We start from the raw sequence: 24,049 nt of genomic DNA on the forward strand, positions 1-24,049 counted from the left end.
GATTGAGAAAGAGTTAAAGGCCAGATAGAAAAAAGGCTAGCATCGAGTGCTAGCCAAACATAAAAGTTAGGAAGGGTGTTGCTTTTCCTCTAGGCTAACGTCATCGACGCTAGCCCGAGAAATATTATGCGGAAAGCATGAGTGAATCTGCTTTCGCTTCTAAGTTTGAGTTACCCATTAAGAAGTCATCAATGGCAATTGCACATTCACGACCTTCATTAATACAACGTACAACCAGAGATTGACCAGTACGCATATCACCAGCAGCGAAAACGCCTTTCTGGTTGGTCGCAAAGCCTTCAGAAGCAACGTTACCACGCTCGTCCAGTTTAATGTCTAGCTGAGCAAGCACGCCTGTTGGCTCTGGGTGTAAGAAGCCCATTGCAAGGAATGCCATGTCACAAGGGATAACACGTTCAGAGTTCGCTACTTCATCAAAACCTGGACGTTCGCCTGGTTTTGCGTCTTGCCAAACGATGTCAGCGATACGAAGTCCGGTTACATTACCGTTATCGTCAGAGATGAACTCTTTAGTCAGGATGTTCCAATGACGTTCACAACCCTCTTCGTGAGAAGTGGTCGTTTTCATGATCATTGGGTATTGAGGCCAAGGCATATTTGCAGGGCGTTTCTCTGGTGGGATCGGCATGATCTCAACCTGAGTAATGCTTGCTGCTTTATGACGGTTTGATGTGCCCACACAGTCAGACCCCGTATCACCACCACCGATAACCACAATGTGCTTATCTTTAGCGTGAAGTTCTTCTGTCTTAAGATCTAGGTCGTTGGCACGGCGGTTGTTTTGACCAAGGAATTCCATGGCAAAGTGAACGCCTTTCAGCTCACGACCTGGGATTGGCAAGTCACGTGGAACCGTAGAACCACCCGTTAGCAATACCACATCAAATTCTTGGCGTAGCTGTTGAGCATTAACATCAACACCGATGTGTTGGTTCACTTTAAACTCAACGCCAGCTTCAGCCATTAGGTTGATCTTACGATCAATCACGTCCATACCCAGTTTGAAATCTGGGATACCGAAGCGAAGTAGACCACCGACTTTCTCGTCACGTTCAAATACCGTTACCGAGTGACCAGCGCTGTTTAGCTGCTCAGCTGCGGCTAAGCCAGCAGGACCTGAACCGATAACCGCGACAGTTTTACCTGTACGAGAGCGTGGTGTCTTAGGCTTTGCGTACCCTTCACGGTACGCAGTTTCTACAATCGTTTTCTCGATATTACAGATAGTGATTGGGTCTTGGTTGATGCCAAGAACACAGGCACTTTCACAAGGAGCAGGACAAACACGACCTGTAAACTCAGGGAAGTTGTTGGTAGAGCTTAGAATGTTCCAAGCCTCTTCCCAGCTGTCACGATAAACCGCGTCATTGAATTCTGGGATGATGTTACCAATCGGACAGCCGTTGTGACAGAAAGGTACGCCACAGTCCATACAACGAGATGCTTGAGTACTGATCTTTTCACCAAACTCTTCGTTAAGTACGAACTCTTTGTTGTCTTCAATTCGAACTGACGGGTCGAGCTTTTTTGGAAGCTCACGACCGTGTTCTAAAAATCCAGTAGGCTTACCCATTATACTGCCTCCACTTCTTCCGTTTGTGCCTGTTGTGCTTCAGCTTTACGCTTCTCAAGAACTGCTTTGTAGTCGCGTGGCATTACTTTAACTAGTGATGCGACACTTACTTCAAAGTTGTCTAGGAAAGACTGAGCAACTTCACTTCCTGTGAATTCAACATGCTTCGTTAGCATATCTAGTAGAAGATCTTTATCTTCTTGTTCAATTGGATCTAGGTCTACAAGTTCTGCGTTGAGCTTGGTTTCGAAGTCGCCTGCTTTATCCCAAACATAAGCGACACCGCCACTCATACCTGCAGCAAAGTTACGACCCGTTGAGCCAAGGATAATTGCCGCGCCACCTGTCATGTATTCACAACCGTGGTCACCAACACCCTCAACAACAACCTTCGCACCAGAGTTACGAACACAGAAACGTTCGCCAGCCATACCGCGAATGAAAGATTCACCTGAGGTTGCACCGTAGAAACATACGTTACCCACAACGATGTTGTCTTCAGCAACGATAGTAGATTTCGCATCTGGGTACAGTACCAAAGTACCGCCAGACAGACCTTTACCCCAGTAATCGTTCGCGTCGCCTTCTACTTCGAACTTAACGCCTTTCGCAAGGAACGCACCGAACGATTGACCTGCACTACCGTGGAACTTAACGTTCATTGGCTGTGGTAAACCTTGGTCTTTGTAAACCTTCGAGATTTCGTTCGACAGCATCGTGCCTGCTGAACGGTCCGTGTTGATGATAGGGAACTGAGCGGTAACCGCTTCACCTTTCTCAAGCGCTGGGATTGCAGCCTGAATCAACTTACGGTCTAGAACGTCTTCAAGATTATGATTCTGTGTTGTCTGGTTGTAGATACCATCTTCTGCACGAGCCTGCTCAATGTGCAGTACTGGTGTTAGATCTAGGTTCTTGTACTTCCAGTGACCGATGTCATCACGAACTTTAAGTTTGTGCGATTGACCAACCATCTCGTCGATAGAACGGAAGCCCAGTTCAGCCATTACTTCACGTAGACCTTCAGCCATGTATTGGAAGAACGTTACTACGTCTTCTACGCGGCCGTCGAAACGCTCACGAAGAGTTTTGTTTTGTGTTGCGATACCAACAGGACATGTATTCTTGTGACACTTACGCATCATGATACAGCCTTCAACAACTAGAGCAGCTGTTGCTACGCCCCATTCTTCAGCGCCAAGTAACGTTGCGACTGCAAGGTCACGTGGTGTTTTCATCTGACCATCAGACTGAACAACGATACGGTTACGTAGGCCGTTTTTCAGTAGTGTTTGGTGCGTTTCTGCTAGACCCAGTTCCCAAGGCAGACCAGTGTGACGGATAGAAGACATCGGAGATGCACCCGTACCACCATCAAAACCTGCGATAAGTACTACGTCAGCTTTCGCTTTTGCTACACCCGATGCAATCGTACCTACGCCAGCTTCTGATACTAGCTTCACGTTGACACGGCCGTTACGGTTCGCGTTTTTCAGATCGTAGATCAGCTGAGCCAAATCTTCGATTGAGTAGATATCGTGGTGTGGCGGTGGAGAGATAAGACCTACGCCCGGAGTCGAGTGACGTGTTGCACCGATCCAATCATCAACCTTATCACCAGGTAGTTGACCACCTTCGCCAGGTTTCGCTCCTTGAGCCATCTTGATTTGAAGCTCATCAGCGTTAGATAGGTAGTAAGACGTTACACCAAAGCGACCAGAAGCCACCTGTTTGATTGCTGAACGTTCCCAGTCACCGTTTTCTTTGCGTTCGAAACGTGCTGGATCTTCACCACCTTCACCTGAGTTTGATTTCGCGCCAATGCGGTTCATTGCAACAGCCAGTGTTGAGTGAGCCTCATGTGAGATTGAACCAAAGCTCATTGCGCCGGTTGCGAAACGCTTAAGGATGTTCTCGATGGGTTCTACTTCTGCAAGAGGAATAGAGCCAGCAGGATTCTTGATGAAGTCCAGTTGACTACGTAGCGTTGCTGCGTTGTCGCCTTGGTCATCGACTGCTTTTGCGTACTTCTTGAACTGACCGTAATCTTTATTACGCGTCGATTCTTGAAGTAGAGAAATCGTTTCAGGGTTGAATAGGTGCTTCTCACCACGTTGTTTCCACTGGTAAACACCGCCAACATCAAGGATCTGAGCTGGGATTTCACGAGCTGGGTAACCAACACGGTGACGAACTAGCACCTCTCGTGCGATATCATCGATCGTTAGACCTTGGATACGAGAAACAGTACCAGTGAAGTATTTTTCAACTACTGACTTGCTTACACCAAGTGCTTCAAAGATTTGTGCACCGTGGTAAGACTGTAGCGTAGAGATCCCCATCTTAGAGAAGATCTTCAGTAGACCGCCGTTGACACCTTTACGGTAGTTATCGAATAACTCACGCGGGTGTACGTTTGGATCGAGCTTCTTCGTACGTTGCAGTTCAACAATCGTTTCAATAACTAGGTATGGGTTAACTGCGTTCGCACCGTAGCCGATAAGCGTTGCAAAGTGGTGTGTCTCGCGAGCATCGCCCGTTTCAACAACAATGTCACACTTAGCTCTTAGACCTTTACGGATAAGATGGTGGTGAACCGCGCCAACTGCCAGCATTGCTGGAATAGCGGCGTGGGTAGAGTTAACCGCACGGTCTGTCAGTAGGATGATAGAGTAGCCATCAATCACGGCGTCTTCTGCGTATTGGCAGATACGCTTAAGTGCGCGCTCTAACTTACCGTTGTCTCCGTTTGCTTGGAATACGATATCCAGCGTCTTCGCTTGAAGGTGCTCGTTATCGATTGCACGTAGCTTCTCTAACTCAGAGTTAGACAGAACTGGAGACTCAAGTTCTACTTTTTGACAGTGTTCAGGCGTTTCAGCAAGTAGGTTCTGATCCTTACCTAGGTAAGTGTTCAGAGACATAACCATACGCTCACGAATCGGATCGATTGGCGGGTTAGTTACTTGTGCAAATAATTGCTTGAAGTAGTTTGAAAGGTGCTGCGATTGATGAGAAAGAATCGCTAGCGGCCAGTCAGCGCCCATTGCAGAAAGTGGCTCGTAGCCTGTTTTCGCAAGAGGTAGAATGATTTCGTTTACTTCTTCAGAGCTCACACCAAACGATTGTTGTTTATGAAGCAACTTTTCTGGAGAAGGTTGGTTAAATTCGTTGTTCGCATCAGGTAGCTTTTTCAAGCTCAGAAGGTTCTCTTCAACCCATTTTTCGTAGGGTTGTGCTTTAGCAATACCGTCTTTCACTTCTTCGTCAGAAATGATGCGGCCTTGCTCAAGGTCAGCAACGAAGATACGACCTGGTTGTAAACGACCACGGTATTCAACATTTTCGGGAGCGATCTCAACAACACCAGATTCAGACGCCATCACTAGGAAGTCGTCTTTCGTTACTGTGTAGCGAGAAGGACGCAGACCGTTACGGTCAAGTGTTGCACCAACTTGAACACCATCAGTGAAGCAGACAGAAGCTGGGCCATCCCATGGTTCCATTACGTTCGCGTGGTACTGGTAGAACGCACGACGAGTTGGATCCATGTTTTTGTTTTCTTGCCATGCTTCAGGGATCATCATCATTAATGCGTGTGGCAGAGTACGACCTGAAAGAACAAGTAGCTCAAGCGCCATATCGAAGTTTGATGAATCCGAGCTACCTTCCTGACAGATAGGAAGCAGCATGTCGATTTCAGCTTGTGTAAACAGATCCGACTCTAGGATTGCTTCACGTGCTTTCATCCAGTTTAGATTGCCGCGAACCGTATTGATTTCGCCATTATGCGCGATGTAACGGAAAGGCTGAGCCAGACGCCAACGAGGGAATGTATTGGTAGAGAAGCGAGAGTGTACCAGTGCTAGAGCTGTCACCATGGTTGGGTTTTGCAGGTCTAGGAAGTACTGAGGAACTTGTTCTGTTGTTAGCTGACCTTTGTACACCAATGTCTTGTAAGACATAGAGTTGATGTAGAAGTCGTCACCGATGTTTGACACGCTTTCTAGGCATACACGAACCGTGTAGTTACGTAGAACATACAGTTTACGCTCAAGCTCTTCTGGTGTGATACCAGGGCCGCCAGAAATAAATACGTGTTCAAATTGAGGTTCAGTGCTTAGTGGGTCAGCACCAATCATTGAATTGTCAGTTGGAAGTTCTCGGTAACCGATAACTTCTAACTCAAGGCGCTGTGCATTGCGTTCTAGAATGTCACGACACTGTGCACGTTTGTATTCATCCTTAGGGAAAAGTACAACACCAACACCATATTTTTCAAAAGATGGCAGTTTAATTCCAAGCTTTACGGCTTCTTCTAGTAAGAATTCGTGTGGCTTCTGTAGCAGGATACCTGCACCATCACCAGAACACGGATCACAGCCTTGGCCGCCACGGTGTTCCATACGTGCAAGCATATCGAGTGCTTGAGTTACTACATCATGAGATTTGCGATTCTTAAGATGAGCAACAAAACCGATACCACAAGCGTCATGCTCCAATTCAGGAGTATACAGACCCTGTGAGTTCTGCTCTTGATCTACCATAGATACATCCTTCCAGTTAAATCTAGGCGCAACTTCTTTGTATAAAGTTAGCCTTGTCCTTTTATATTTATGGGTCTAAACCTGCCTATGCTGGCGGTTTGAATCCTTTCCGTATCTCGCAGGAAAAGTATTGCGAGAAAAACAATCCTTAGTGATATCCGTTTGTTTTTGACCACAAACTAGTGGTTTATATAGGTGGGGTATGGACATCACCGACTTATTGGCAAGTTTTTGATGTAAGTAAACACTCAGAAATAGCCAATATGTGTAAGTATCCTACAATTTTGTCTAGGCGAATTGCAATTAAAGTTAACCGATGTAGACCATTTTTTTCGTTTTGTTTTGAATTTAATGCCTAACAAATGTGCAACATTAGGCAAATAGAGCTTATTTTTTGCATGTTTATTGATATTTGATAGGTTGCTCGCAAAAATCCTTGCGTAAACTAATTGGTCGAATTTTGCAGGGATGTAATTTTTTTTCAAAAAAGACTGATATTCATTCTTATTTACTTGAGTGCTTTGAAAATATGCAATTACACGAGTTAGTTAATACTATCGGCCAAGATCTCCAACGTCGTTATGGCGAGAAGGTTCACAAGCTGACACTTCACGGTGGGTTTAGTTGCCCAAACCGAGACGGGACAATTGGCCGTGGCGGTTGTACCTTCTGCAATGTAGCTTCTTTTGCCGATGAACAAACTCAAGTTCAAAGTATTGCTGATCAATTAACAGATCGTGCGGGTGAAATCGCTCGTGCCAAGAAGTATCTTGCTTATTTTCAGGCGTACACCAGTACTTACGCTGAGGTGCAAGTACTCAAGAATATGTATGAAGAGGCTCTAAAAGCACCTGGAGCAGAGATTGTTGGCCTTTGTGTTGGCACGAGACCAGACTGTGTGCCGGATGCGGTACTCGATCTGCTCGCGGAGTACGTTAAGCAAGGTTACGAAATTTGGCTAGAGCTCGGCCTGCAAACAGCCAATGATAAAACCCTCAAGCGAATTAACCGCGGACACGATTTCACTGTGTATGAAACGATCACCCAGCGCGCACGTGCTTTAGGAATCAAGGTATGTACTCACCTTATTGTCGGCCTGCCCAAAGAAACCAAAGCGGATAACCTTGAAACTCTAGAGAAGGTATTAGCAGCTGGCACTGATGGTATCAAGCTTCACGGGCTTCATATTGTTGAAGGCAGTACCATGGCTAAAGCCTGGAAGGCAGGAAAGCTAGAAGCACCAAGCCTTGAGGAGTACATTGATATCGCGAGTGAGATCATTCAACGCACACCAGCGGACGTGGTTTATCATCGTGTATCTTCTGCGGCGAGACGCCCGACACTACTCTCCCCTTTATGGTGTGAGAACCGTTGGTTGGCGATGACTGAGATTGGTCGTTCGCTTGATAAAACCGGCGCACAAGGCATTAAAACAGGCTTTGCATTCGAGTACACGCAACCTGTTTTAAACGCGACCAATTGATAGGGATGGGTGACTGTAGGTAACAGCAGATAAAACCAACAAATAGTGGTAACATTTCCCTCACAGAATTTATAAGTATAGATTGAGAGCAGATGGAACTGGTAATGACTTGGTTATGGGATAGGGCGTATGGCTACGGTATATATATCGTTGTTCTATTGCTGATAGGTCTCATCTGCTGGCATATTTATTTACGTTACCAGTCATATATTGAACAGCTTCTTCTCGCTACGCCTTCACCTCTTTATTTTGTTGACATCCGAAGTGGCGAGATCTTGTACGCCAATCGCCAAGCCATGCAGTTGCTTGGTATCCGCCAAATCGGCACTCACTTTCGTTTTCCAACAGTGGAAGCTGAGAATAGTTTTCGTCATTACCTCACTGATCACATCAACTCTCGAACGTTTGAGTATCTCTCGTCCTGGGTTCTTTCTGAATTTGAGTCTTTTAAGATCAACTTGGTGGGTCGTAAGATCCACTTTAGAAGTAGAAAGGCTTGGATGATACATGCTTCCCCTTATAAAAGTACCAACGAAGAGATTTCCCAAGAGGTTCGTGATCTCAATGTTGCTCGTACCGCTTTGGATTCTTTATCTGAGTTGGTCTATGTCATCGATCAAAAGGGTGAATTGGTCGCGAGTAATCGTGCGTTTAAAAAGTTTTGGCATGGTCGCCCTGAAGAGGGCACTTTAAGTGTGTCTAGTGGTGCCTTAAAAGGTCGTGTCAGTGAGCGCTCATGGACCACAGACCAAGATGGTAAGGGGTGTCTCCTTGAAACCTATCAAAGTGTTTTGCTCTCGCAAAGTGGGGAAACCATAGGTACGCTCTCGATAAGTCACGATGTGACGGATTGGCATGACATGCAGCAACAACTGCGTGGGGAAATGGAAAAGCGTAAAGATACTGAAGTTGCACTTGCACAACGTGACACCATTTTACAAAACATCTTGGAAGCGAGCCCTGACTCGATTGGTATCTTCAACGAAAATATGGTTTACCAGGCGTGTAATAAGCCATTTGTGGCAGCGTTGGGTATTTCTGAAGTCAGTGATTTAGTGGGTAAACGTCTACAAGACGTAGTACCAAATAGCATTTATATGCGCGTATCAGAGAGTGATCATCAAGTGCTTCATCAAGGTAACTCGTTGCGTTACATCGACAAACTGGTTTCAAGTGATGGAGAGTTTACTTGGTATGATGTAGTGAAGTCGCCTTTTAGAGACCCTGCATCGAGTACCAATGGTGTACTGATCATGGCTCGTGATATCACAGAACGTTACCTCGCCGAGCAGAAACTTGAAGAAGCCAATTTAGAGCTTGAGCGCCTCAGTTTTATGGATAGTTTAACCCAGGTATCCAATCGACGTCGCTTCGATGAGCAGCTGTCTACATTGTGGCATCATCATGTGCGTGAGAAATTGCCGTTGACGATTATGCTGTGTGACATCGACTTCTTTAAAGGCTATAACGATTTCTATGGACACCAACAAGGTGACGATGCTTTGATTCAGGTTTCACAAGCCTTTAAGCAGGTGTTGAATCGCTCTTCGGATTGCGTGGCTCGATACGGTGGTGAAGAGTTTGGCTTTATTCTCCCAAACACAACCACAGAAGGTGCGCTTATGGTAGCTCGTCGAATTCATGATGAAGTGCAAAAACTAGGATTAGTTCATGAGAAGTCGACAGTGTCAGACTCCATCACGGTGAGTATTGGTATTGTCTCTTATATACCAACACCTGATGACGAAATGGAGTCTGCTGTTGCCTTGGCTGACAGTGCGTTGTATCAAGCGAAATCTGATGGTCGAAATCGTTCGATAGTGCATCCATACTCTATTCACTAACTTTATAGAATGGGTAACTTAGTGACTCCGTCTTTTTCTTGTTTAGCATTTATATTACTTGGCTAATATTTATGTGGCTTGGCTAGTATTGATATTGCTTGGTTAGTATTAATATTGGTTGATTAACCTTCGATATTACCGCTAATCTCTTGCTGCGTGTGATGTAGCTAGCTTACCTACTTTCTTCAAACAAGGTAGAATGTTGCTAGTCTTATCGCGTGGAGCGCTAAATGAAACCCATGAAAAATCTTGCCCAGTATTACGTGGATCTGCTCGTAAAATTGGGGATTGTCCGCTTTTCTATCTTACTCGCCCTAGCGCTTGTTGCCCTTGCTGTTGTTGTACAAGTCGGTATCACCCTCGCACTCAAAGGTAATGTTGATGATATCGACATTGTCCGTTCGGTTTTCTTCGGTTTAGTGATCACACCTTGGGCGGTCTATTTTCTCTCAGTCGTGGTCGATCAACTGGAAGAGTCTCGCCAAAGGTTGGCTAAATTGGTCTCTAAGCTGGGTGACATGCGAGAGCGAGATCAAGAACTCAACAATAAACTGCAACTCAATATCGAAAAGCTCAACCAAGAAATTGAAGATCGTGAAAAAGCCGAAGAAGCGCGTGCAGAAGCAATGCATGATCTTGAGAACGAAGTGTTTCAGCGTGAGCGAACTCAGCTTGAATTAGCAGAACGTACGGCGCTGTTGCGTTCGTTTATCGATGCCTCGCCTGACCTCATTTATTATCGCAATGAAGATGGTGTGTTTTCAGGTTGCAACCGAGCGGTTGAAGAACTCACGGGCAAAACAGAAAAAGAGCTAGTTGGTTTGACGCCTTGGGATGTCTACAGCAAAGAGGTAGCCCAGCAAGTTGTTGAAACCGATAAGAAAGTCTTTGCTGACAACCAAGCTTTGACCTATGACCAATGGCTTGAATACCCCGATGGACGTAAGAGTTACTTCGAGCTGCGTAAGGTGCCTTTCTACAGTAAAGATGGTCGCCACCTTGGCTTGGTTGGTTTTGGTCGTGATATTACCGAGCGTAAAGAGCACCAAGAATCACTAGAGAAAGCCAGTCGCGATAAGACCACCTTTATCTCAACCATTAGCCACGAGCTAAGAACACCGCTCAATGGCATCATCGGCTTGAGCCGCATGTTATTGGATAGCCAGCTGACGACCGAGCAGCGTAAGCAGATGCAAACCATCAAGGTGAGTGCGGTGACACTGGGTAATATCTTTAACGATATTATCGACATGGATAAGTTCGACCGCCGTAAGCTTGAGCTATTCCCAACCCCTATCAATTTTGAAGATTTCGTTGTTGAGATCGAAAGCATTTCTGCGTTAATGGCAGAGCAGAAAGGGTTGAGGTTTGATCTAGAAAGATTGTCCGATCTCCCATCTGCAGTTGAGGTGGATGGTACTCGTCTTAGACAGGTATTGTGGAACCTTGTAAGCAACGCGATGAAGTTCACCAAAGATGGTGGTGTCGTGATGACGGTCAGCGCTGAAATTGATGGCGACTTTGCCAACATCACGATGGAAGTAGAAGATACCGGGATTGGTATCCCTGAAAGCGAAATCGAGAAGATCTTCGCGATGTACTATCAGGTAAAGTCGGGAACAGACAATTTACACGCTGTCGGTACCGGAATTGGTCTTGCTGTATCTCAACAGCTGATCAATATGATGGATGGTCACATTGAAGTCACTAGTGAAGAGGGTTTTGGTAGTACCTTTACGGTTTCGATTCGAGTTCCAGTTAATCACGATACTCAGGCTCTGATCAAAACGCCAAGAAAGCAGTCCAACCTTAAGATTTTCATGGTCGAAGACATTGAGCTCAATATCACAGTAGCTCGTTCTTTACTTGAAAGCCTAGGGCATGAAGTGACAGTGGTAATGACGGGTAAAGAGGCACAAATCGTTTTCAACCCGAAAGATTATGACTTGGTATTACTGGATATCCAGTTACCAGATATGACTGGTTTCGACATTGCCCAATACTACCGCGAGAAATACAGCAAGCTGCCGCCTTTGGTGGCATTAACCGCGAACGTATTAAACAACAAGCAAGAGTACTTCCAGAAAGGTATGGACGAAGCGATCAGTAAACCACTGTCGGTTCGTGCAATCCAGGATGTCATCAGCGATCTTATCGAGGATGCGCCAGAGGTTATTGAGAAAGCTAAGGGTATTGATACTGCAAAGGATGTTGAAAAAGTAACCGGCATTGAGAAAGTAACAGCGAGTAAGCCGGCTCTTTCAACGATTGATACCACTTTGCTTGATATTGATATGCTAGAGTCTTATGTTGACATTGTCGGGTCGAAACCTGTTTTGGATAGCATCGTGATGTTTGAAGATATGATGCCGGAATATATGGAAATATTGAATTCCAATATGGTTGCGAAAGATCAAGACAGTATCGTTTCTGAGGCACACAAGATTAAAGGTGCAGCAGGTTCCATTGGCCTGAAACGCATACAGCAAGTTGCTCAGAAAGCTCAATCTCCAGATATGCCTGCGTGGTGGGAGAACATTTCAGATTGGGTTGATGAAATAAATAACGAATACCAAAATGATATTGAAGTCTTAAAGAGTTGGTTAAATCAAAGGTAGAAGAATGATGAAAAAATTAGCATTTGCCGTATGTGTAGTAGCATTAGCGGGTTGTTCTGCGCCACAAGTAGAATGGCAGCAAGATAATCAAGTCGAAGTATCTGCAGCGACAGTCACAATGAAAAGCAACCTGTGGCACAACAAAATGCCTACGATTGGGGAGGCTCAAGATAAGACTTTGCATGGTGCTATCTACCTAGAGTCTGACTCACAATTACCAGCAACACTTGCGGTTGAGAGTGTGACGGTTAAACAGGGTGCAGATACCTTGTTGGTAACTGCTGACGATCTAGATTTAAGAACACATAGTGAAACCCAGTGGGAAGTCGCTTTTGTATGGCAGTTAGAGATCGACAGTGATAAGCCTGTTGATGTTGCGATTGAACTCAAAGATGGCGAAACCGTGAAGTGGTTAGTCGAGAAAGACGTTAAGGTAGATACGGTTTACTAAAACCTTAGCGAACAATTAACAATAAAAAAGGGAGAATGCGTTGGCATTCTCCCTTTTTAATAACGATTGATCACGCTTCGATTGCTAGAAGTACTAACTGTTTATAAGTACTAACTGGTTAGAGTGCTATCGGTTAGAAGTGCTATCGGTTAGAAGTGCTAATCGACGGCAAGAACTAAACGGCCAGAAGCGCGAATCGAATTAGTCTTCTAGGTCACCACAAAAGCGGTAGCCTTCACCGTGAATCGTCGCGATGATTTCTGGTGTACCAGAAACAGATTCAAAGTGCTTACGAATACGACGGATTGTTACGTCTACAGTACGATCGTGTGGCTTAAGCTCACGGCCAGTCATCTTCTTAAGAAGGTCTGCACGTGTTTGGATCTTACCTGGGTTCTCACAGAAGTGAAGTAGAGCACGGAACTCTGAACGAGGTAGCTTGTAGCCTTCGCCATCTGGGCTAACCAGAGAACGACTGTTGATATCTAGTACCCAACCATTGAACTCGTACTTTTCAACGCTACGCTTTTCTTCTTGAACAGAGCTTGTGCTCATTGAACGGTTAAGAAGGTTACGTGCACGGATAGTCAGCTCACGAGGGTTGAAAGGCTTAGTGATGTAGTCATCAGCGCCGATTTCTAGGCCAAGGATCTTATCAACTTCATTATCACGACCAGTTAAGAACATAAGCGCTACATTTGCTTGCTCACGCAGTTCACGCGCAAGTAGTAGGCCATTCTTACCTGGAAGGTTGATGTCCATAATTACAAGGTTAACTTGGTTATCAGATAGCACTTGGTGCATCTCTTCACCGTCGCTAGCCTCAAAAACAGCATATCCCTCTGCTTCAAAAATACTCTTTAGAGTGTTACGAGTTACTTGCTCATCTTCAACGATAAGAATCTGCGGGGTTTGCATTTGGCGGTACCTAAATTTGTGACGAAACTGTGCTAATAGAATAAATTCTAGGCAAAACATAACATACAGGTAATGTATTTTTGATGATAACTTAAAGTTTTCAAAAAAACACTTACTTCCAGCTATCTGCCTTCCTTGAAGTATTGCCCAATAACGTAGATCCAGTACGCCTTTCAATCATTCTTTTAGTGATTTAAGAGGATTCTATAATGTTAACAGCATGCTAACAACGCGAGAATGTTAATTCCATTCACTTTGTTGATTTACATCAATTGCCGTATCGCAACAAACTTTAATAGTATGGCTACAACTTAACCAATGTTATGGTGACTATTTAGCACCAAAATAAGAATGATTATTCGAGATGTTTCGCACATCTTGCTTGCTAAAGACCGGACTATGAACCAAGGAAGCTGAAAGCTATCCTTAGAGTCTAGTAGATAAATATGCTCAATCAACTTTTATTTCGTATTAAATTGGGCATAGAGCAATGAAAACAAAGGATTAATTTTAATAATATATAAAAGCATAGAGGCTCACCTGACTTAATAGGTTTGCCTTACTCACGGAGGATATATGCACGATATAACACCTGACTTATGTGATGAGTTTGAAAGCAAAGTCACGCTACTGAATATGCCATTACAGAACTTCGGCCAGCGTGGTGCGTTCTGGGGGAAAATTGTAACAGTTCGTTGTTATCACGATAATTCCAAGGTTCGTGAGGTTTTAGAGACCGATGGCTGCGGCAAAGTACTCGTTGTAGACGGTAATGGCTCGTGTCAAAAAGCGTTACTTGGCGACCAATTGGCTATTCTAGCCATCGAAAATGGTTGGGAAGGCGTCATTGTGAATGGTGCGGTGCGTGATGTTGCGATGATGGCGCAGATGGATCTTGGTATTCAAGCTCTCGGAGCTTCTCCATTTAAAACCGAGAAGCACGGTGTTGGGCAAGTGAATGTGACGCTCTCTATACACAATCAACTGATTCAGCCCGGTGATTACATTTATGCCGATTGGAATGGTGTGTTAATTTCAACGGAATTGTTGATTGAATCTTAACGGGCTCATCAATAAAGAAGTGGGATAGATTAGAAGCGAAACCCTAATCCTACCTCAACACCTTGTTGCCACTCTTCATAATCAAGGGTGGCATGCATATCTAGATTGTCGGTTAGCTGCACGCGGCTGGAAAGCTCTGCGGCTACCGATTTATCACTGTCTTCTGTTTCATTGTTATAGGTGTGTAGAGAGCTGTTGAAAGAGACTCTTTCGGAAAACTGATAACTAACACCACTCAAGAATCCACTCTCATATTTCAGTGCAGCAGTGTTGATTCGTGTACCGACATAAAGATCCACATCAGAAAACAAGCTATAAGAATAACCACTGTCTACTGTCCAAGTATCAAAGCTTTCACTCGATGTACTTTGCGTGGAGATAAAAAACTTATGGGCAGAGCTATCGATTTGACTTGGGAGCAAAGGCAAGCTGCTCAGTAGCGGTAAACTGTTAGCTGAACAAACAACAGGCATAGCAAAGACTAAAAGAATAAGTAATCTCTTCATTTCCCACTCCTGATGTCATTATTATTGTTTTTCGAACGTTATTGTTCAATTAAAGCACAGGACTTGTATGTTCGCTGTACTATCGATAGAGCATTTTGTTATGACTATATATGCAACTGATTACTTCTATTTGTTTGATGAGTTAATCCAGTCTCTGAATGGCAGGTTGATGCAGGGTGTTTTATCTCTTAAATGAAGGTTTGCTCTGAAAAACGGTGTGAATGTAAAAAAAAAGCAACTTTTCATTGACGCATAGTAGTAAAAATTGATACACGTAGAGTAAAGCACAAGCAGAGAATTTGATATGCAGCATGTAAGCCACCTAGTAATGACCACCACCATTATTATTACCGACATTCACATTGTTGGGGCAGGCTGCTAAGTAACGGATTTTAAAAAAAAAAGGCCTGTATCCAACAAGATACAGGCCTTTTTTTGTACCATTTTTATGACTTATGGAGAAAGGGATGCGCGTTTTAAAGTTTGGAGGTTCATCATTAGCTGATGCAGATCGTTTTTTACGAGCGGCTGATATCATCGCTAATAATGCCCAGCAAGAAGAGCTAGCCGTTGTACTATCGGCTCCAGGAAAAACAACCAATAAGTTGGTCGCTGTTATTGAAGCTGCACTGAAAAACGGTGAAGCTGACACACAGATTTCAGAGATCGAATCATCATTTTCTGCACTGTTTGCAGAGATTCAAGCGGTATTGCCGTCAGTAGATGGCTCTGCGTTTCAAGAGCAAGTCGATACCTCTCTTGCTCAACTTAAGCAGTTCGTGAATGGTATTAACCTACTGGGCATGTGCCCGAATCACGTAAATGCTCGTATCATTAGTAAAGGTGAGCGAGTTTCAATCCAGCTAATGAAAGCGGTGCTGGAAGCGAAAGGCCAACCAGCAAGCCTGATTGACCCTGTGGAATACCTCTATGCTCAAGGTGATCATCTTGAAGCTATGGTGGATGTGGACATTTCAACTCAGAACTTCCGCCAATCACCGCTTCCTAAAGGTCACGTAAATATCATGCCGGGCTTTACTGCTGGTAATGATAAAGGCGAGTTAGTAACGCTTGGCCGTAACGGCTCTGACTACTCAGCTGCAGTTCTAGCGGCATGTCTACGTGCTGATTGCTGTGAGATTTGGACTGACGTCGATGGCGTTTATAACTGTGACCCACGCTTAGTGGATGATGCCCGTCTTCTTAAATCACTTAGCTACCAAGAGGCGATGGAGCTTTCTTACTTCGGTGCTTCAGTTCTACACCCGAAAACAATCGCACCTATCGCACAATTCCATATTCCATGTCTGATCAAAAACAGCTTCAACCCACAGGGTGCAGGCACTTTGATTGGCCAAGACACTGGCGAAGATAACCTAGCGATCAAAGGTATCACTACGCTAAGTGACCTAACGATGGTTAACGTATCAGGCCCAGGTATGAAGGGCATGGTAGGCATGGCGAGTCGTGTATTCGGCGCGATGTCTTCTGCAGGCGTTTCTATTGTCCTTATTACTCAATCTTCTTCAGAATACAGCATCAGCTTCTGTATTGAATCTGCTGACAAAGTGAAAGCGAAGCAAGTGTTATCAGATGCGTTTGAACTCGAACTTAAAGATGGCCTATTAGAGCCCGTTGAGTTCATGGATGATGTTGCGATTGTGACGTTGGTGGGTGACGGTATGCGTACATCACGTGGTGTTGCTTCTCAGTTCTTCTCTTCTTTAGCTGAAGTGAACGTTAACATCGTTGCTATTGCTCAAGGCTCTTCAGAGCGCGCTATCTCTGCGGTTATCCCTGAAGATAAAATCTCGGAAGCAATCAAAGCGTGTCACGAGAACCTATTTAACTCTAAGCACTTCCTAGACGTCTTCGTTGTCGGTGTTGGCGGTGTTGGTGGTGAGCTTGTTGACCAAATCCAACGTCAACAAGGCAAACTGGCTGAAAAAGGCATCGTGATTCGCGTATGTGGTTTAGCAAACAGCAAAGGCTTGCTGCTAGACAGCGATGGTCTACCGCTAGAGCAGTGGCGTGACCGTATGTCGAGTGCGACTGAAGAATTCAGCCTAGCGCGTTTAGCGGCACTTGTTCAACGTAACCACATCATCAACCCTGTGTTGGTTGATTGTACGTCTAGCGAAGGTATTGCCGGGCAATACGCTGATTTCCTAGCGGCTGGTTTCCACGTTGTAACACCAAACAAAAAAGCCAACACAGCAAGCATGGCTTACTACCATCAGCTTCGTGAAGTGGCGCGTAACTCTCGTCGTAAGTTGATGTACGAGACAACAGTAGGCGCAGGTCTACCGGTAATCGAAAACCTACAGAATCTAATTTCTGCGGGTGATGAGCTTGAGAAGTTCAACGGCATTCTTTCTGGTTCAATGTCTTACATTTTCGGCAAGCTTGATGAGGGTATGACACTCAGCCAAGCAACCAACATTGCTAAAGATAACGGCTTCACTGAGCCGGATCCTCGTGATGATCTGTCTGGTATGGACGTTGCGCGTAAGCTGCTTATTCTTGCTCGTGAAGCGGGTATGGCACTTGAGCTTGAAGATGTTGAAGTTGACCAAGCATTGCCACCGGGTTTTGATGACTCAGGTACAGTTGACGAGTTCATGGCTCGCTTGCCAGAAGCGGATGCATACTTCAAAGAGCAGTCAGCCATCGCAGCAGAAGAAGGCAAAGTACTTCGTTATGTGGGTGAGATCGCTGAAGGTAAATGTAAGGTTCGTATCGCAGCTGTTGATGGCGATGACCCAATGTTTAAGATTAAAGATGGCGAGAACGCTCTGGCATTCTACAGCCGTTACTACCAGCCAATCCCACTCGTTCTGCGTGGCTACGGTGCAGGTACTGAAGTTACAGCAGCAGGCGTATTCTCTGATGTGATGCGTACTCTTGGTTGGAAATTAGGAGTTTAGGAATGAGTTCAAGTGATATGGATGTTGTTGTTTATGCTCCTGCATCAATCGGCAATGTCAGTGTAGGTTTTGATGTGCTGGGGGCCGCTGTGTCTCCAGTGGATGGCACATTGCTTGGTGACCGAGTAATGGTTAAAGCCGGTGATGAACCATTCTCGCTAAAAACAGCAGGCAGCTTTGTTTCTAAGCTGCCAACTGAAACCAAAGAAAATATTGTCTACGACTGCTGGGTTGTGTTCTCTCGCGAGTTAGACAAGAAAGGTATCTCAGTTAAGTATCTAGAGATGACGCTAGAGAAGAACATGCCTATCGGCTCTGGTTTAGGATCAAGTGCATGTTCAATTGTCGCGGCGCTTGATGCCTTGAACCGTTTTCATGGCCAACCGTTGAATGAAACTGAACTGCTTGCTCTGATGGGTGAAATGGAAGGTAAGATTTCAGGTGGCATACATTACGATAACGTAGCGCCATGTTACCTTGGTGGTGTGCAATTAATGTTGGAAGAGCTTGGCATTATTAGCCAAGAGGTTCCATGTTTTGACGATTGGTATTGGGTAATGGCTTACCCGGGCATCAAGGTTTCAACGGCCGAAGCGCGAGAGATCTTGCCTTCTCAGTATCGCCGTCAGGATGTGATTGCCCATGGTCGTCATTTAGCGGGCTTTATTCATGCTTGTCACTCTGGTCAGCCGGAGCTAGCCGCTAAGATGATCAAAGACGTGATTGCTGAACCATATCGTGAGAAACTGCTTCCAGGGTTTGCTGATGCACGTAAATATTCAACGTCAGCAGGAGCATTAGCTACTGGAATTTCTGGTAGTGGCCCTACGCTATTTAGCATTTGCAAAGAACAAGATGTCGCCGAGCGTGTTGCACGCTGGTTAGAACAAAATTACGTACAAAATGAAGAAGGATTCGTCCACGTTTGTCGCTTAGATAAACAAGGTTCGATCGTTACAGGAAGTGAGTTATGAAGCTGTACAACATCAAAGAAAACGATGAGCAAGTCTCTTTTGGCCAAGCCGTTCGTCAAGGTCTAGGCCGTAACCAAGGTCTATTTTTCCCATCAGAGCTGCCTAAGTTCGATGACATCGATGCACTACTTGCAGAGGACTTTGTCCCTCGTAGTTCAAAGATTCTTTCTGCTCTAATTGGTGATGAGTTACCAAAAGAACAGATTGATCAACTAGTGGATGCGGCATTCCAATTCCCAGCACCGATCAACCAAGTGAAAGACGGTGTTTACGCACTTGAACTGTTTCACGGTCCAACACTCGCGTTTAAAGATTTCGGTGGCCGTTTTATGGCTCAATCTTTAGCTGCGGTTTCGGATGGCGGTCAAATCACAATCTTAACGGCAACATCGGGTGATACTGGCGCTGCGGTTGCACACGCATTCTACGGCATGGAAAACATCAACGTTGTTATCCTATACCCGAAAGGCAAGATCAGCCCACTGCAAGAAAAGCTATTCTGTACGCTAGGTAAGAACATTCACACTGTAGCGATTGATGGCGATTTTGATGCGTGTCAGGCATTAGTAAAAGACGCGTTTGACGACGCTGAACTGCGTAAAGAAATTGGCTTAAACTCAGCAAACTCAATCAACATCAGCCGTTTGATGGCTCAGATCTGTTACTACTTTGAGGCGGCTTCTCAGCTAACCAAAGAGCAACGTGAAAATCTGGTTATCTCTGTACCAAGTGGTAACTTTGGTAACCTAACTGCGGGTCTATTAGCGAAAGCGCTAGGCTTACCGGTTAAACGCTTCATTGCAGCAACCAACGAAAACGACACGGTTCCCCGTTACCTAGAAACAGGTCAATGGGATCCAAAACCAACGGTTGCGACAACATCGAACGCGATGGACGTGAGCCAACCAAACAACTGGCCACGTATCGAAGAGCTTTGCCAACTGAAAGGTTGGGGACTGGATACTTTGGGTAAAGGTAAAGTATCTGATGAGCAGAGTGCTGAATCAGTACGTGATCTAAAAGCTCAAGGTTACCTGTGTGAACCTCATGGTGCGATTGCTTACCGTCTATTGGAAGAGCAACTGCAAGAGAACGAAACTGGTCTGTTCTTGTGTACTGCACACCCAGCGAAATTCAAAGAAGTGGTTGATGATATTTTAGGTACGGATATTGAACTGCCAGGCCCGCTAGCAAAACACGCGGCGATGGAGTTGTTATCTGAAGATCTTGATAATGATTTTGAAGCGCTAAAAGTAGTGCTTCGTCGAGTTCAACCGTAACGTACATCTGTATTGTTGAACAAATAAAAACGGCGCTCAATGAGCGCCGTTTTTGTATTCTAATTCAAGCTCTAAAAATTATAGAGACTCAGTGAACGTACGTGCGATAACGTCACGTTGCTGTTCAGTCGTTAGAGAGTTGAAACGTACAGCGTAACCCGATACACGGATAGTTAGCTGTGGGTAGTTCTCTGGGTGAGCAACAGCATCTTCTAGCGTTTCACGCTTAAGAACGTTAACGTTTAGGTGTTGACCACCTTCGATGCGTGGTGCTGCTTCGATAGCAACTTCACGGCTTTCGTACTCGCCTAGGTCTGCAGCTGAGATAACTTGGTCAGCTTCGAAACCTGAAGTAGCAACAACACAACGAGCTTCGTTCTTCTCGCTGTCTAGTAGCCAGATTGAGTTTAGTAGGTCGTCGTTTGCTGCTTTAGTAATTTGAATACCTTGGATCATAACTATCTCCTAGTCCACTTTATGTGGTTTGATTATGGTGTTAACTTTCGAATTTTATTGAGCTGAGTAATATATACCTAGTTTGTGGTAATTTAATATTGATTTAAGTCAAAAAACAACCAAAAACCTCATTTTTTTCAAGGTGATTACTTTGAGTTAAATCAATAAAACCTTTGAAAACAAAGTAATTACAAAATATTTTAAAGTATAAAAAATATTTAACAGTCTTATTTGTTGTAAGTTTACTACATTTGTTGTGTTTTTATTGAACGACAAACGATACGACCCTTTATTTATTAAGCATTCTGAAAGTGTAAAGTGATTTAATGACAAACAATAATTCATCCTCAAAACCTCAAACCAATATTAAGTTTATTGGTGCTCATGTGTCTGCTGCTGGTGGTGTTGATCAGGCGCCAATGCGCGCAAGAGAGATTGGTGCCAATGCTTTTGCGCTGTTTACCAAAAACCAAAGACAGTGGGCAGCAAAGCCGCTAGAAGCCAAAACCATCAGCGCCTTTAAAGCCAACTGTAAAATGTTAGGTTTTAGCGCTGAACACATCCTTCCTCATGATTCCTACCTTATTAACTTAGGAGCACCAGAAGAAGAGAAGCTAGAGAAATCACGTGCGGCTTTTATTGATGAAATGGAGCGTTGTAATCAACTTGGACTAACGCTTTTGAATTTTCATCCTGGGAGTCATTTAAAGAAAATCTCAGAAAGCGAATGTTTGGCTAAGATCGCTGAGTCGATTAACTTGGCTCACCAAGCGGTGCCTGATGTGATTGCGGTGATTGAGAATACCTCAGGGCAGGGCACGAACCTTGGCTGGAAGTTTGAGCACCTAGCAGAGATCATCGACCAAGTAGAAGATAAGTCACGCGTCGGCGTGTGTTTAGATACCTGTCATACCTTTACTGCTGGCTATGACCTACGAACAAAAGAAGCATGTGAGCATACTTTTGCTGAGTTCGACCGCATCGTGGGTATGCACTATCTAAGAGCAATGCACATCAATGATTCAAAAGCTGAGTTCGCGAGTCGAGTCGATCGACATCATTCTTTAGGAAAAGGCGAGATTGGCTGGGATTGTTTTGAGTATATTGCCTCGGATTCTCGCTTTAATGGTATTCCTCTTATCTTGGAAACCATTGATTCGACGATCTGGAAAGAGGAAATTCAACAACTTAGAATGTTCCATCGCTCAGCAACGGCAGTGAGCGAAGAAGCGTAATAATAGAGGGGGAAATTTATTTCCGTCTATTTCTAATAATTGGCACCTTTCTTTCATAGTATTAAAGTGAATATGTAGTTCACGATGTCTTAGAGGAGGTGCCTTTATGTATTCACAAGCCCAAACTTCAACTGTTTCTGCTGCTCGCCGTTTACCAACCCCAAACCGTCATGTGCATAACCACGGTCACCACCGTACACAGCAGAAAAGTGGTTAATCGAGATAAACACAACTTGAACTGATTATTATGATTCATCAACAAGTGAACCCTACACATCATGTTTATTGATAGCTGTATGAGGTATAAATAGGGCGTGTTGATCTTTCGAGCTGATTTTTGCAGCGAGTTGCTGGGTATTTATACAAGGCAGAGGCTTTGACGTGTAGCTAGCCTACATGAGAAGCCGCTAACGCAGTAGAAATGACCAGCAAACGCTGCCCGGAGGGTTCGGCTAAAAGCGTTTTACTCTTTGTTGAGGGAGATTTGCTTAGAATGACTATGCTACTTCTCCCTCGCCGCGATTAAAACGCTTTTATCTCGAACAAAATTTAACCACGAAAGGTCAACACGCCCTAAAGCCTTATTTAGGACAGTTAGCCGATACAGCTATTTTTTGTCTGGCGAAAGCCCCTAGAAACCTTGATGATTGGGAAGTAAAACGATGAGCGCACCAAAGACTTGGGAATCCATTATTAATGATGAACGTGACAAAGAGTACTTTCAGAGTGTCCTCGCGTTTGTTGAACAGCAACGCAATAGTGGGAAAACCGTCTACCCTCCTCAAGAGCAGGTGTTCAGTGCCTTCGATATGACGCCTTTCGAGTCCGTACGCGTGGTTATCCTAGGGCAAGATCCTTATCACGGCGCTAACCAAGCTCATGGCTTAGCTTTTTCTGTACTGCCAGGTGTAAAAATCCCTCCTTCTCTACGTAATATGTACAAAGAGCTTGCACAAGATATAGAGGGCTTTGAGATCCCGAGTCATGGCTACCTCGATTCTTGGGCATCTCAAGGGGTGTTGATGTTGAACACTGTCCTTACAGTAGAAGAGGCAAAAGCCCACTCACATGCTAAGTGTGGTTGGGAAACCTTTACCGATGCCGTTATTGCAGAGCTCAATCAGCGCTCTGAACCGATCATCTTCTTGTTGTGGGGCGCACACGCCCAGAAGAAAGGCCAAGCGATTGATGCAGACAAGCATCATGTGTTGGTTGCACCTCATCCATCACCATTATCAGCACGCCGTGGTTTCTTCGGTTGTCAGCATTTTTCGATGACCAACGAGCTACTCTCTTCTATTAATCAACAGCCTATCGATTGGACATTACCACTGGCACTGTAGATTGATGGTTTTCTGAGCAGGGTCAAACCACAAATTGCTATCTTCATATACACTTATAAATAGTAGGTGTAATGGAGTGCAATACTATGATGATTGAAAGGATAAGACGAGAGCATGGCTATATGGCTCGTTTGCTCGCGATACTCAACAGTAAGTTAGAGTTTCTGAAACAGGAGCGAGAAATAAACTATAGCCTGATCGCAGAGGTGGTTCATTATCTGATGGACCATTCAGACAAGGTGCATCACCCGAAAGAAGATGTTATTTATCGTTACTACCTTAAGCAATATGGCAGTGATCAAGTGATTGAAGACTTGGAACTGGAGCATCAATTGCTTTCTGAGAAAACGGCGGACTTTTTAGGTGTGGTCGATATGATCCTTCAAGATGCGGTGGTTCCTCAACAAGTATTTATTGAGCAGCTTGAAGCTTTTGTTAAAGCTCAACGAAAACACATGGAATATGAAGAGAAGCATGTGTTACCAATGATTGTTGAGTCGTTCACAGTTAAAGATTGGCAAGAGGTGGAGTCTCAATGGCTTCAACCTGAAGACGACCCTGTCTTTGGAGAGACAATTGCTGATGAGTACCGCCAACTCGCGGCTCGTGTTCGACAAAATGAACAAGAGTGCGTTTAGCCAGTTGTCATGTTGAAGCGTGACTATTTTAGATGCTCTCTATTTTAGAGGGCTAGTTCCCAAATGACGCTTTGAGCGGATTAAATACCTCGTAAAATAAAAAAGGCACCTATACAGGTAACACTGATCATTTAAGCATTTTCCTGATCAGTTGAACGATCCTACAGATGGTT

Annotated in this window: 16 protein-coding genes and 1 other annotated feature; of the genes, 11 read left to right on the top strand and 5 right to left on the bottom strand. The window is 44.6% G+C overall.

The genetic code is table 11. The features are described 5' to 3' along the window. Positions 1-124 precede the first annotated feature (124 nt). Positions 125-1,594, bottom strand: a complete 1,470-nt coding sequence (locus ACED42_RS09005) for a glutamate synthase subunit beta (protein ID WP_017098322.1) — start codon at positions 1,592-1,594, stop codon at positions 125-127. Then, a complete protein-coding gene (gene gltB, locus ACED42_RS09010; RefSeq protein WP_017098323.1) occupies positions 1,594-6,141 on the bottom strand; it encodes a glutamate synthase large subunit in 4,548 nt (1,515 codons plus the stop codon). The genes ACED42_RS09005 and gltB overlap by 1 nt, the downstream gene beginning before the upstream one ends. 529 nt (positions 6,142-6,670) lie before the next feature. Here gltB and ACED42_RS09015 point away from each other — a divergent pair. The 4 genes from ACED42_RS09015 to ACED42_RS09030 all read left to right on the top strand — a co-directional run bounded on the left by ACED42_RS09015 (position 6,671) and on the right by ACED42_RS09030 (position 12,537). Continuing rightward, positions 6,671-7,624: a TIGR01212 family radical SAM protein gene (locus ACED42_RS09015; RefSeq protein ID WP_017100509.1), complete on the top strand. Its 954-nt coding sequence runs from the start codon at positions 6,671-6,673 to the stop codon at positions 7,622-7,624. A gap of 92 nt (positions 7,625-7,716) precedes the next feature. After that, positions 7,717-9,468, top strand: a complete 1,752-nt coding sequence (locus ACED42_RS09020; RefSeq protein ID WP_371702228.1) for a diguanylate cyclase domain-containing protein — start codon at positions 7,717-7,719, stop codon at positions 9,466-9,468. 230 nt (positions 9,469-9,698) lie between these two features. Beyond that, positions 9,699-12,086 (top strand): aerobic respiration two-component sensor histidine kinase ArcB, encoded by a 2,388-nt coding sequence (arcB, locus tag ACED42_RS09025; protein WP_371702230.1) that lies wholly within the window; start codon positions 9,699-9,701, stop codon positions 12,084-12,086. A 7-nt stretch (positions 12,087-12,093) separates the two neighbouring features. Beyond that, positions 12,094-12,537: a hypothetical protein gene (locus tag ACED42_RS09030; protein WP_371702239.1), complete on the top strand. Its 444-nt coding sequence runs from the start codon at positions 12,094-12,096 to the stop codon at positions 12,535-12,537. A 201-nt stretch (positions 12,538-12,738) separates the two neighbouring features. Here ACED42_RS09030 and arcA read toward each other — a convergent pair whose 3' ends face one another. Next, positions 12,739-13,455, bottom strand: coding sequence for a two-component system response regulator ArcA (gene arcA / locus ACED42_RS09035; protein ID WP_004741534.1), 717 nt, complete (start codon positions 13,453-13,455; stop codon positions 12,739-12,741). Positions 13,456-14,031: 576 nt separating this feature from the next. Between arcA and ACED42_RS09040 the strand changes: the two genes are divergently transcribed. Next, the gene (locus ACED42_RS09040) at positions 14,032-14,517 is read left to right on the top strand and encodes a putative 4-hydroxy-4-methyl-2-oxoglutarate aldolase (RefSeq protein WP_017098326.1); all 486 of its coding nucleotides are present in this window, start codon (positions 14,032-14,034) and stop codon (positions 14,515-14,517) included. Positions 14,518-14,546: 29 nt separating this feature from the next. Here ACED42_RS09040 and ACED42_RS09045 read toward each other — a convergent pair whose 3' ends face one another. Beyond that, on the bottom strand, positions 14,547-15,023 hold the full coding sequence (locus ACED42_RS09045; RefSeq protein WP_371702232.1) for a ribonuclease regulator: 477 nt from the start codon (positions 15,021-15,023) through the stop codon (positions 14,547-14,549). A 317-nt stretch (positions 15,024-15,340) separates the two neighbouring features. Next, positions 15,341-15,461 (top strand) — a sequence feature (Thr leader region). Between the two features lie 29 nt (positions 15,462-15,490). Between ACED42_RS09045 and thrA the strand changes: the two genes are divergently transcribed. From thrA to thrC, 3 genes are read left to right on the top strand one after another with little or no spacing between them, the layout of a single operon-like run. Further along, positions 15,491-17,950 (top strand): bifunctional aspartate kinase/homoserine dehydrogenase I, encoded by a 2,460-nt coding sequence (gene thrA / locus ACED42_RS09050; RefSeq protein ID WP_371702234.1) that lies wholly within the window; start codon positions 15,491-15,493, stop codon positions 17,948-17,950. Positions 17,951-17,967: 17 nt separating this feature from the next. After that, a complete protein-coding gene (thrB, locus tag ACED42_RS09055) occupies positions 17,968-18,924 on the top strand; it encodes a homoserine kinase (protein ID WP_371702240.1) in 957 nt (318 codons plus the stop codon). Then, positions 18,921-20,204 carry a threonine synthase gene (gene thrC / locus ACED42_RS09060; protein ID WP_017102983.1) on the top strand — a complete coding sequence of 428 codons (1,284 nt, stop codon included), beginning with the start codon at positions 18,921-18,923 and terminating at the stop codon, positions 20,202-20,204. Before thrB ends, thrC begins: the two co-directional genes overlap by 4 nt. Before the next feature lie 78 nt (positions 20,205-20,282). Here thrC and grcA read toward each other — a convergent pair whose 3' ends face one another. Next, positions 20,283-20,660, bottom strand: a complete 378-nt coding sequence (grcA, locus tag ACED42_RS09065) for an autonomous glycyl radical cofactor GrcA (RefSeq protein WP_009848415.1) — start codon at positions 20,658-20,660, stop codon at positions 20,283-20,285. A gap of 326 nt (positions 20,661-20,986) precedes the next feature. Here grcA and nfo point away from each other — a divergent pair, with 326 nt between their 5' ends. From nfo to ACED42_RS09080, 3 genes are all read left to right on the top strand, one after another. Further along, positions 20,987-21,895, top strand: a complete 909-nt coding sequence (gene nfo, locus ACED42_RS09070) for a deoxyribonuclease IV (protein WP_371702236.1) — start codon at positions 20,987-20,989, stop codon at positions 21,893-21,895. A 662-nt stretch (positions 21,896-22,557) separates the two neighbouring features. Continuing rightward, positions 22,558-23,238, top strand: coding sequence for a uracil-DNA glycosylase (ung, locus tag ACED42_RS09075; protein WP_122047553.1), 681 nt, complete (start codon positions 22,558-22,560; stop codon positions 23,236-23,238). A gap of 86 nt (positions 23,239-23,324) precedes the next feature. Next, on the top strand, positions 23,325-23,876 hold the full coding sequence (locus tag ACED42_RS09080; RefSeq protein ID WP_017098332.1) for a hemerythrin domain-containing protein: 552 nt from the start codon (positions 23,325-23,327) through the stop codon (positions 23,874-23,876). Positions 23,877-24,049 lie beyond the last annotated feature (173 nt).

This window comes from Vibrio sp. FF145 (genome assembly GCF_041439075.1).
In the GTDB taxonomy this organism is placed as follows: domain Bacteria; phylum Pseudomonadota; class Gammaproteobacteria; order Enterobacterales; family Vibrionaceae; genus Vibrio; species Vibrio tasmaniensis_A.

What these genes read in the sequence shown, in the direction of transcription:
- ACED42_RS09005 (WP_017098322.1), bottom strand. Translation starts at nt 1,594, where the DNA reads ATGGGTAAGCCTACTGGATTTTTAGAACACGGTCGTGAGCTTCCAAAA.
- gltB (WP_017098323.1), bottom strand. Translation starts at nt 6,141, where the DNA reads ATGGTAGATCAAGAGCAGAACTCACAGGGTCTGTATACTCCTGAATTG.
- ACED42_RS09015 (WP_017100509.1), top strand. Translation starts at nt 6,671, where the DNA reads ATGCAATTACACGAGTTAGTTAATACTATCGGCCAAGATCTCCAACGT.
- ACED42_RS09020 (WP_371702228.1), top strand. Translation starts at nt 7,717, where the DNA reads ATGGAACTGGTAATGACTTGGTTATGGGATAGGGCGTATGGCTACGGT.
- arcB (WP_371702230.1), top strand. Translation starts at nt 9,699, where the DNA reads ATGAAACCCATGAAAAATCTTGCCCAGTATTACGTGGATCTGCTCGTA.
- ACED42_RS09030 (WP_371702239.1), top strand. Translation starts at nt 12,094, where the DNA reads ATGAAAAAATTAGCATTTGCCGTATGTGTAGTAGCATTAGCGGGTTGT.
- arcA (WP_004741534.1), bottom strand. Translation starts at nt 13,455, where the DNA reads ATGCAAACCCCGCAGATTCTTATCGTTGAAGATGAGCAAGTAACTCGT.
- ACED42_RS09040 (WP_017098326.1), top strand. Translation starts at nt 14,032, where the DNA reads ATGCACGATATAACACCTGACTTATGTGATGAGTTTGAAAGCAAAGTC.
- ACED42_RS09045 (WP_371702232.1), bottom strand. Translation starts at nt 15,023, where the DNA reads ATGAAGAGATTACTTATTCTTTTAGTCTTTGCTATGCCTGTTGTTTGT.
- thrA (WP_371702234.1), top strand. Translation starts at nt 15,491, where the DNA reads ATGCGCGTTTTAAAGTTTGGAGGTTCATCATTAGCTGATGCAGATCGT.
- thrB (WP_371702240.1), top strand. Translation starts at nt 17,968, where the DNA reads ATGGATGTTGTTGTTTATGCTCCTGCATCAATCGGCAATGTCAGTGTA.
- thrC (WP_017102983.1), top strand. Translation starts at nt 18,921, where the DNA reads ATGAAGCTGTACAACATCAAAGAAAACGATGAGCAAGTCTCTTTTGGC.
- grcA (WP_009848415.1), bottom strand. Translation starts at nt 20,660, where the DNA reads ATGATCCAAGGTATTCAAATTACTAAAGCAGCAAACGACGACCTACTA.
- nfo (WP_371702236.1), top strand. Translation starts at nt 20,987, where the DNA reads ATGACAAACAATAATTCATCCTCAAAACCTCAAACCAATATTAAGTTT.
- ung (WP_122047553.1), top strand. Translation starts at nt 22,558, where the DNA reads ATGAGCGCACCAAAGACTTGGGAATCCATTATTAATGATGAACGTGAC.
- ACED42_RS09080 (WP_017098332.1), top strand. Translation starts at nt 23,325, where the DNA reads ATGATGATTGAAAGGATAAGACGAGAGCATGGCTATATGGCTCGTTTG.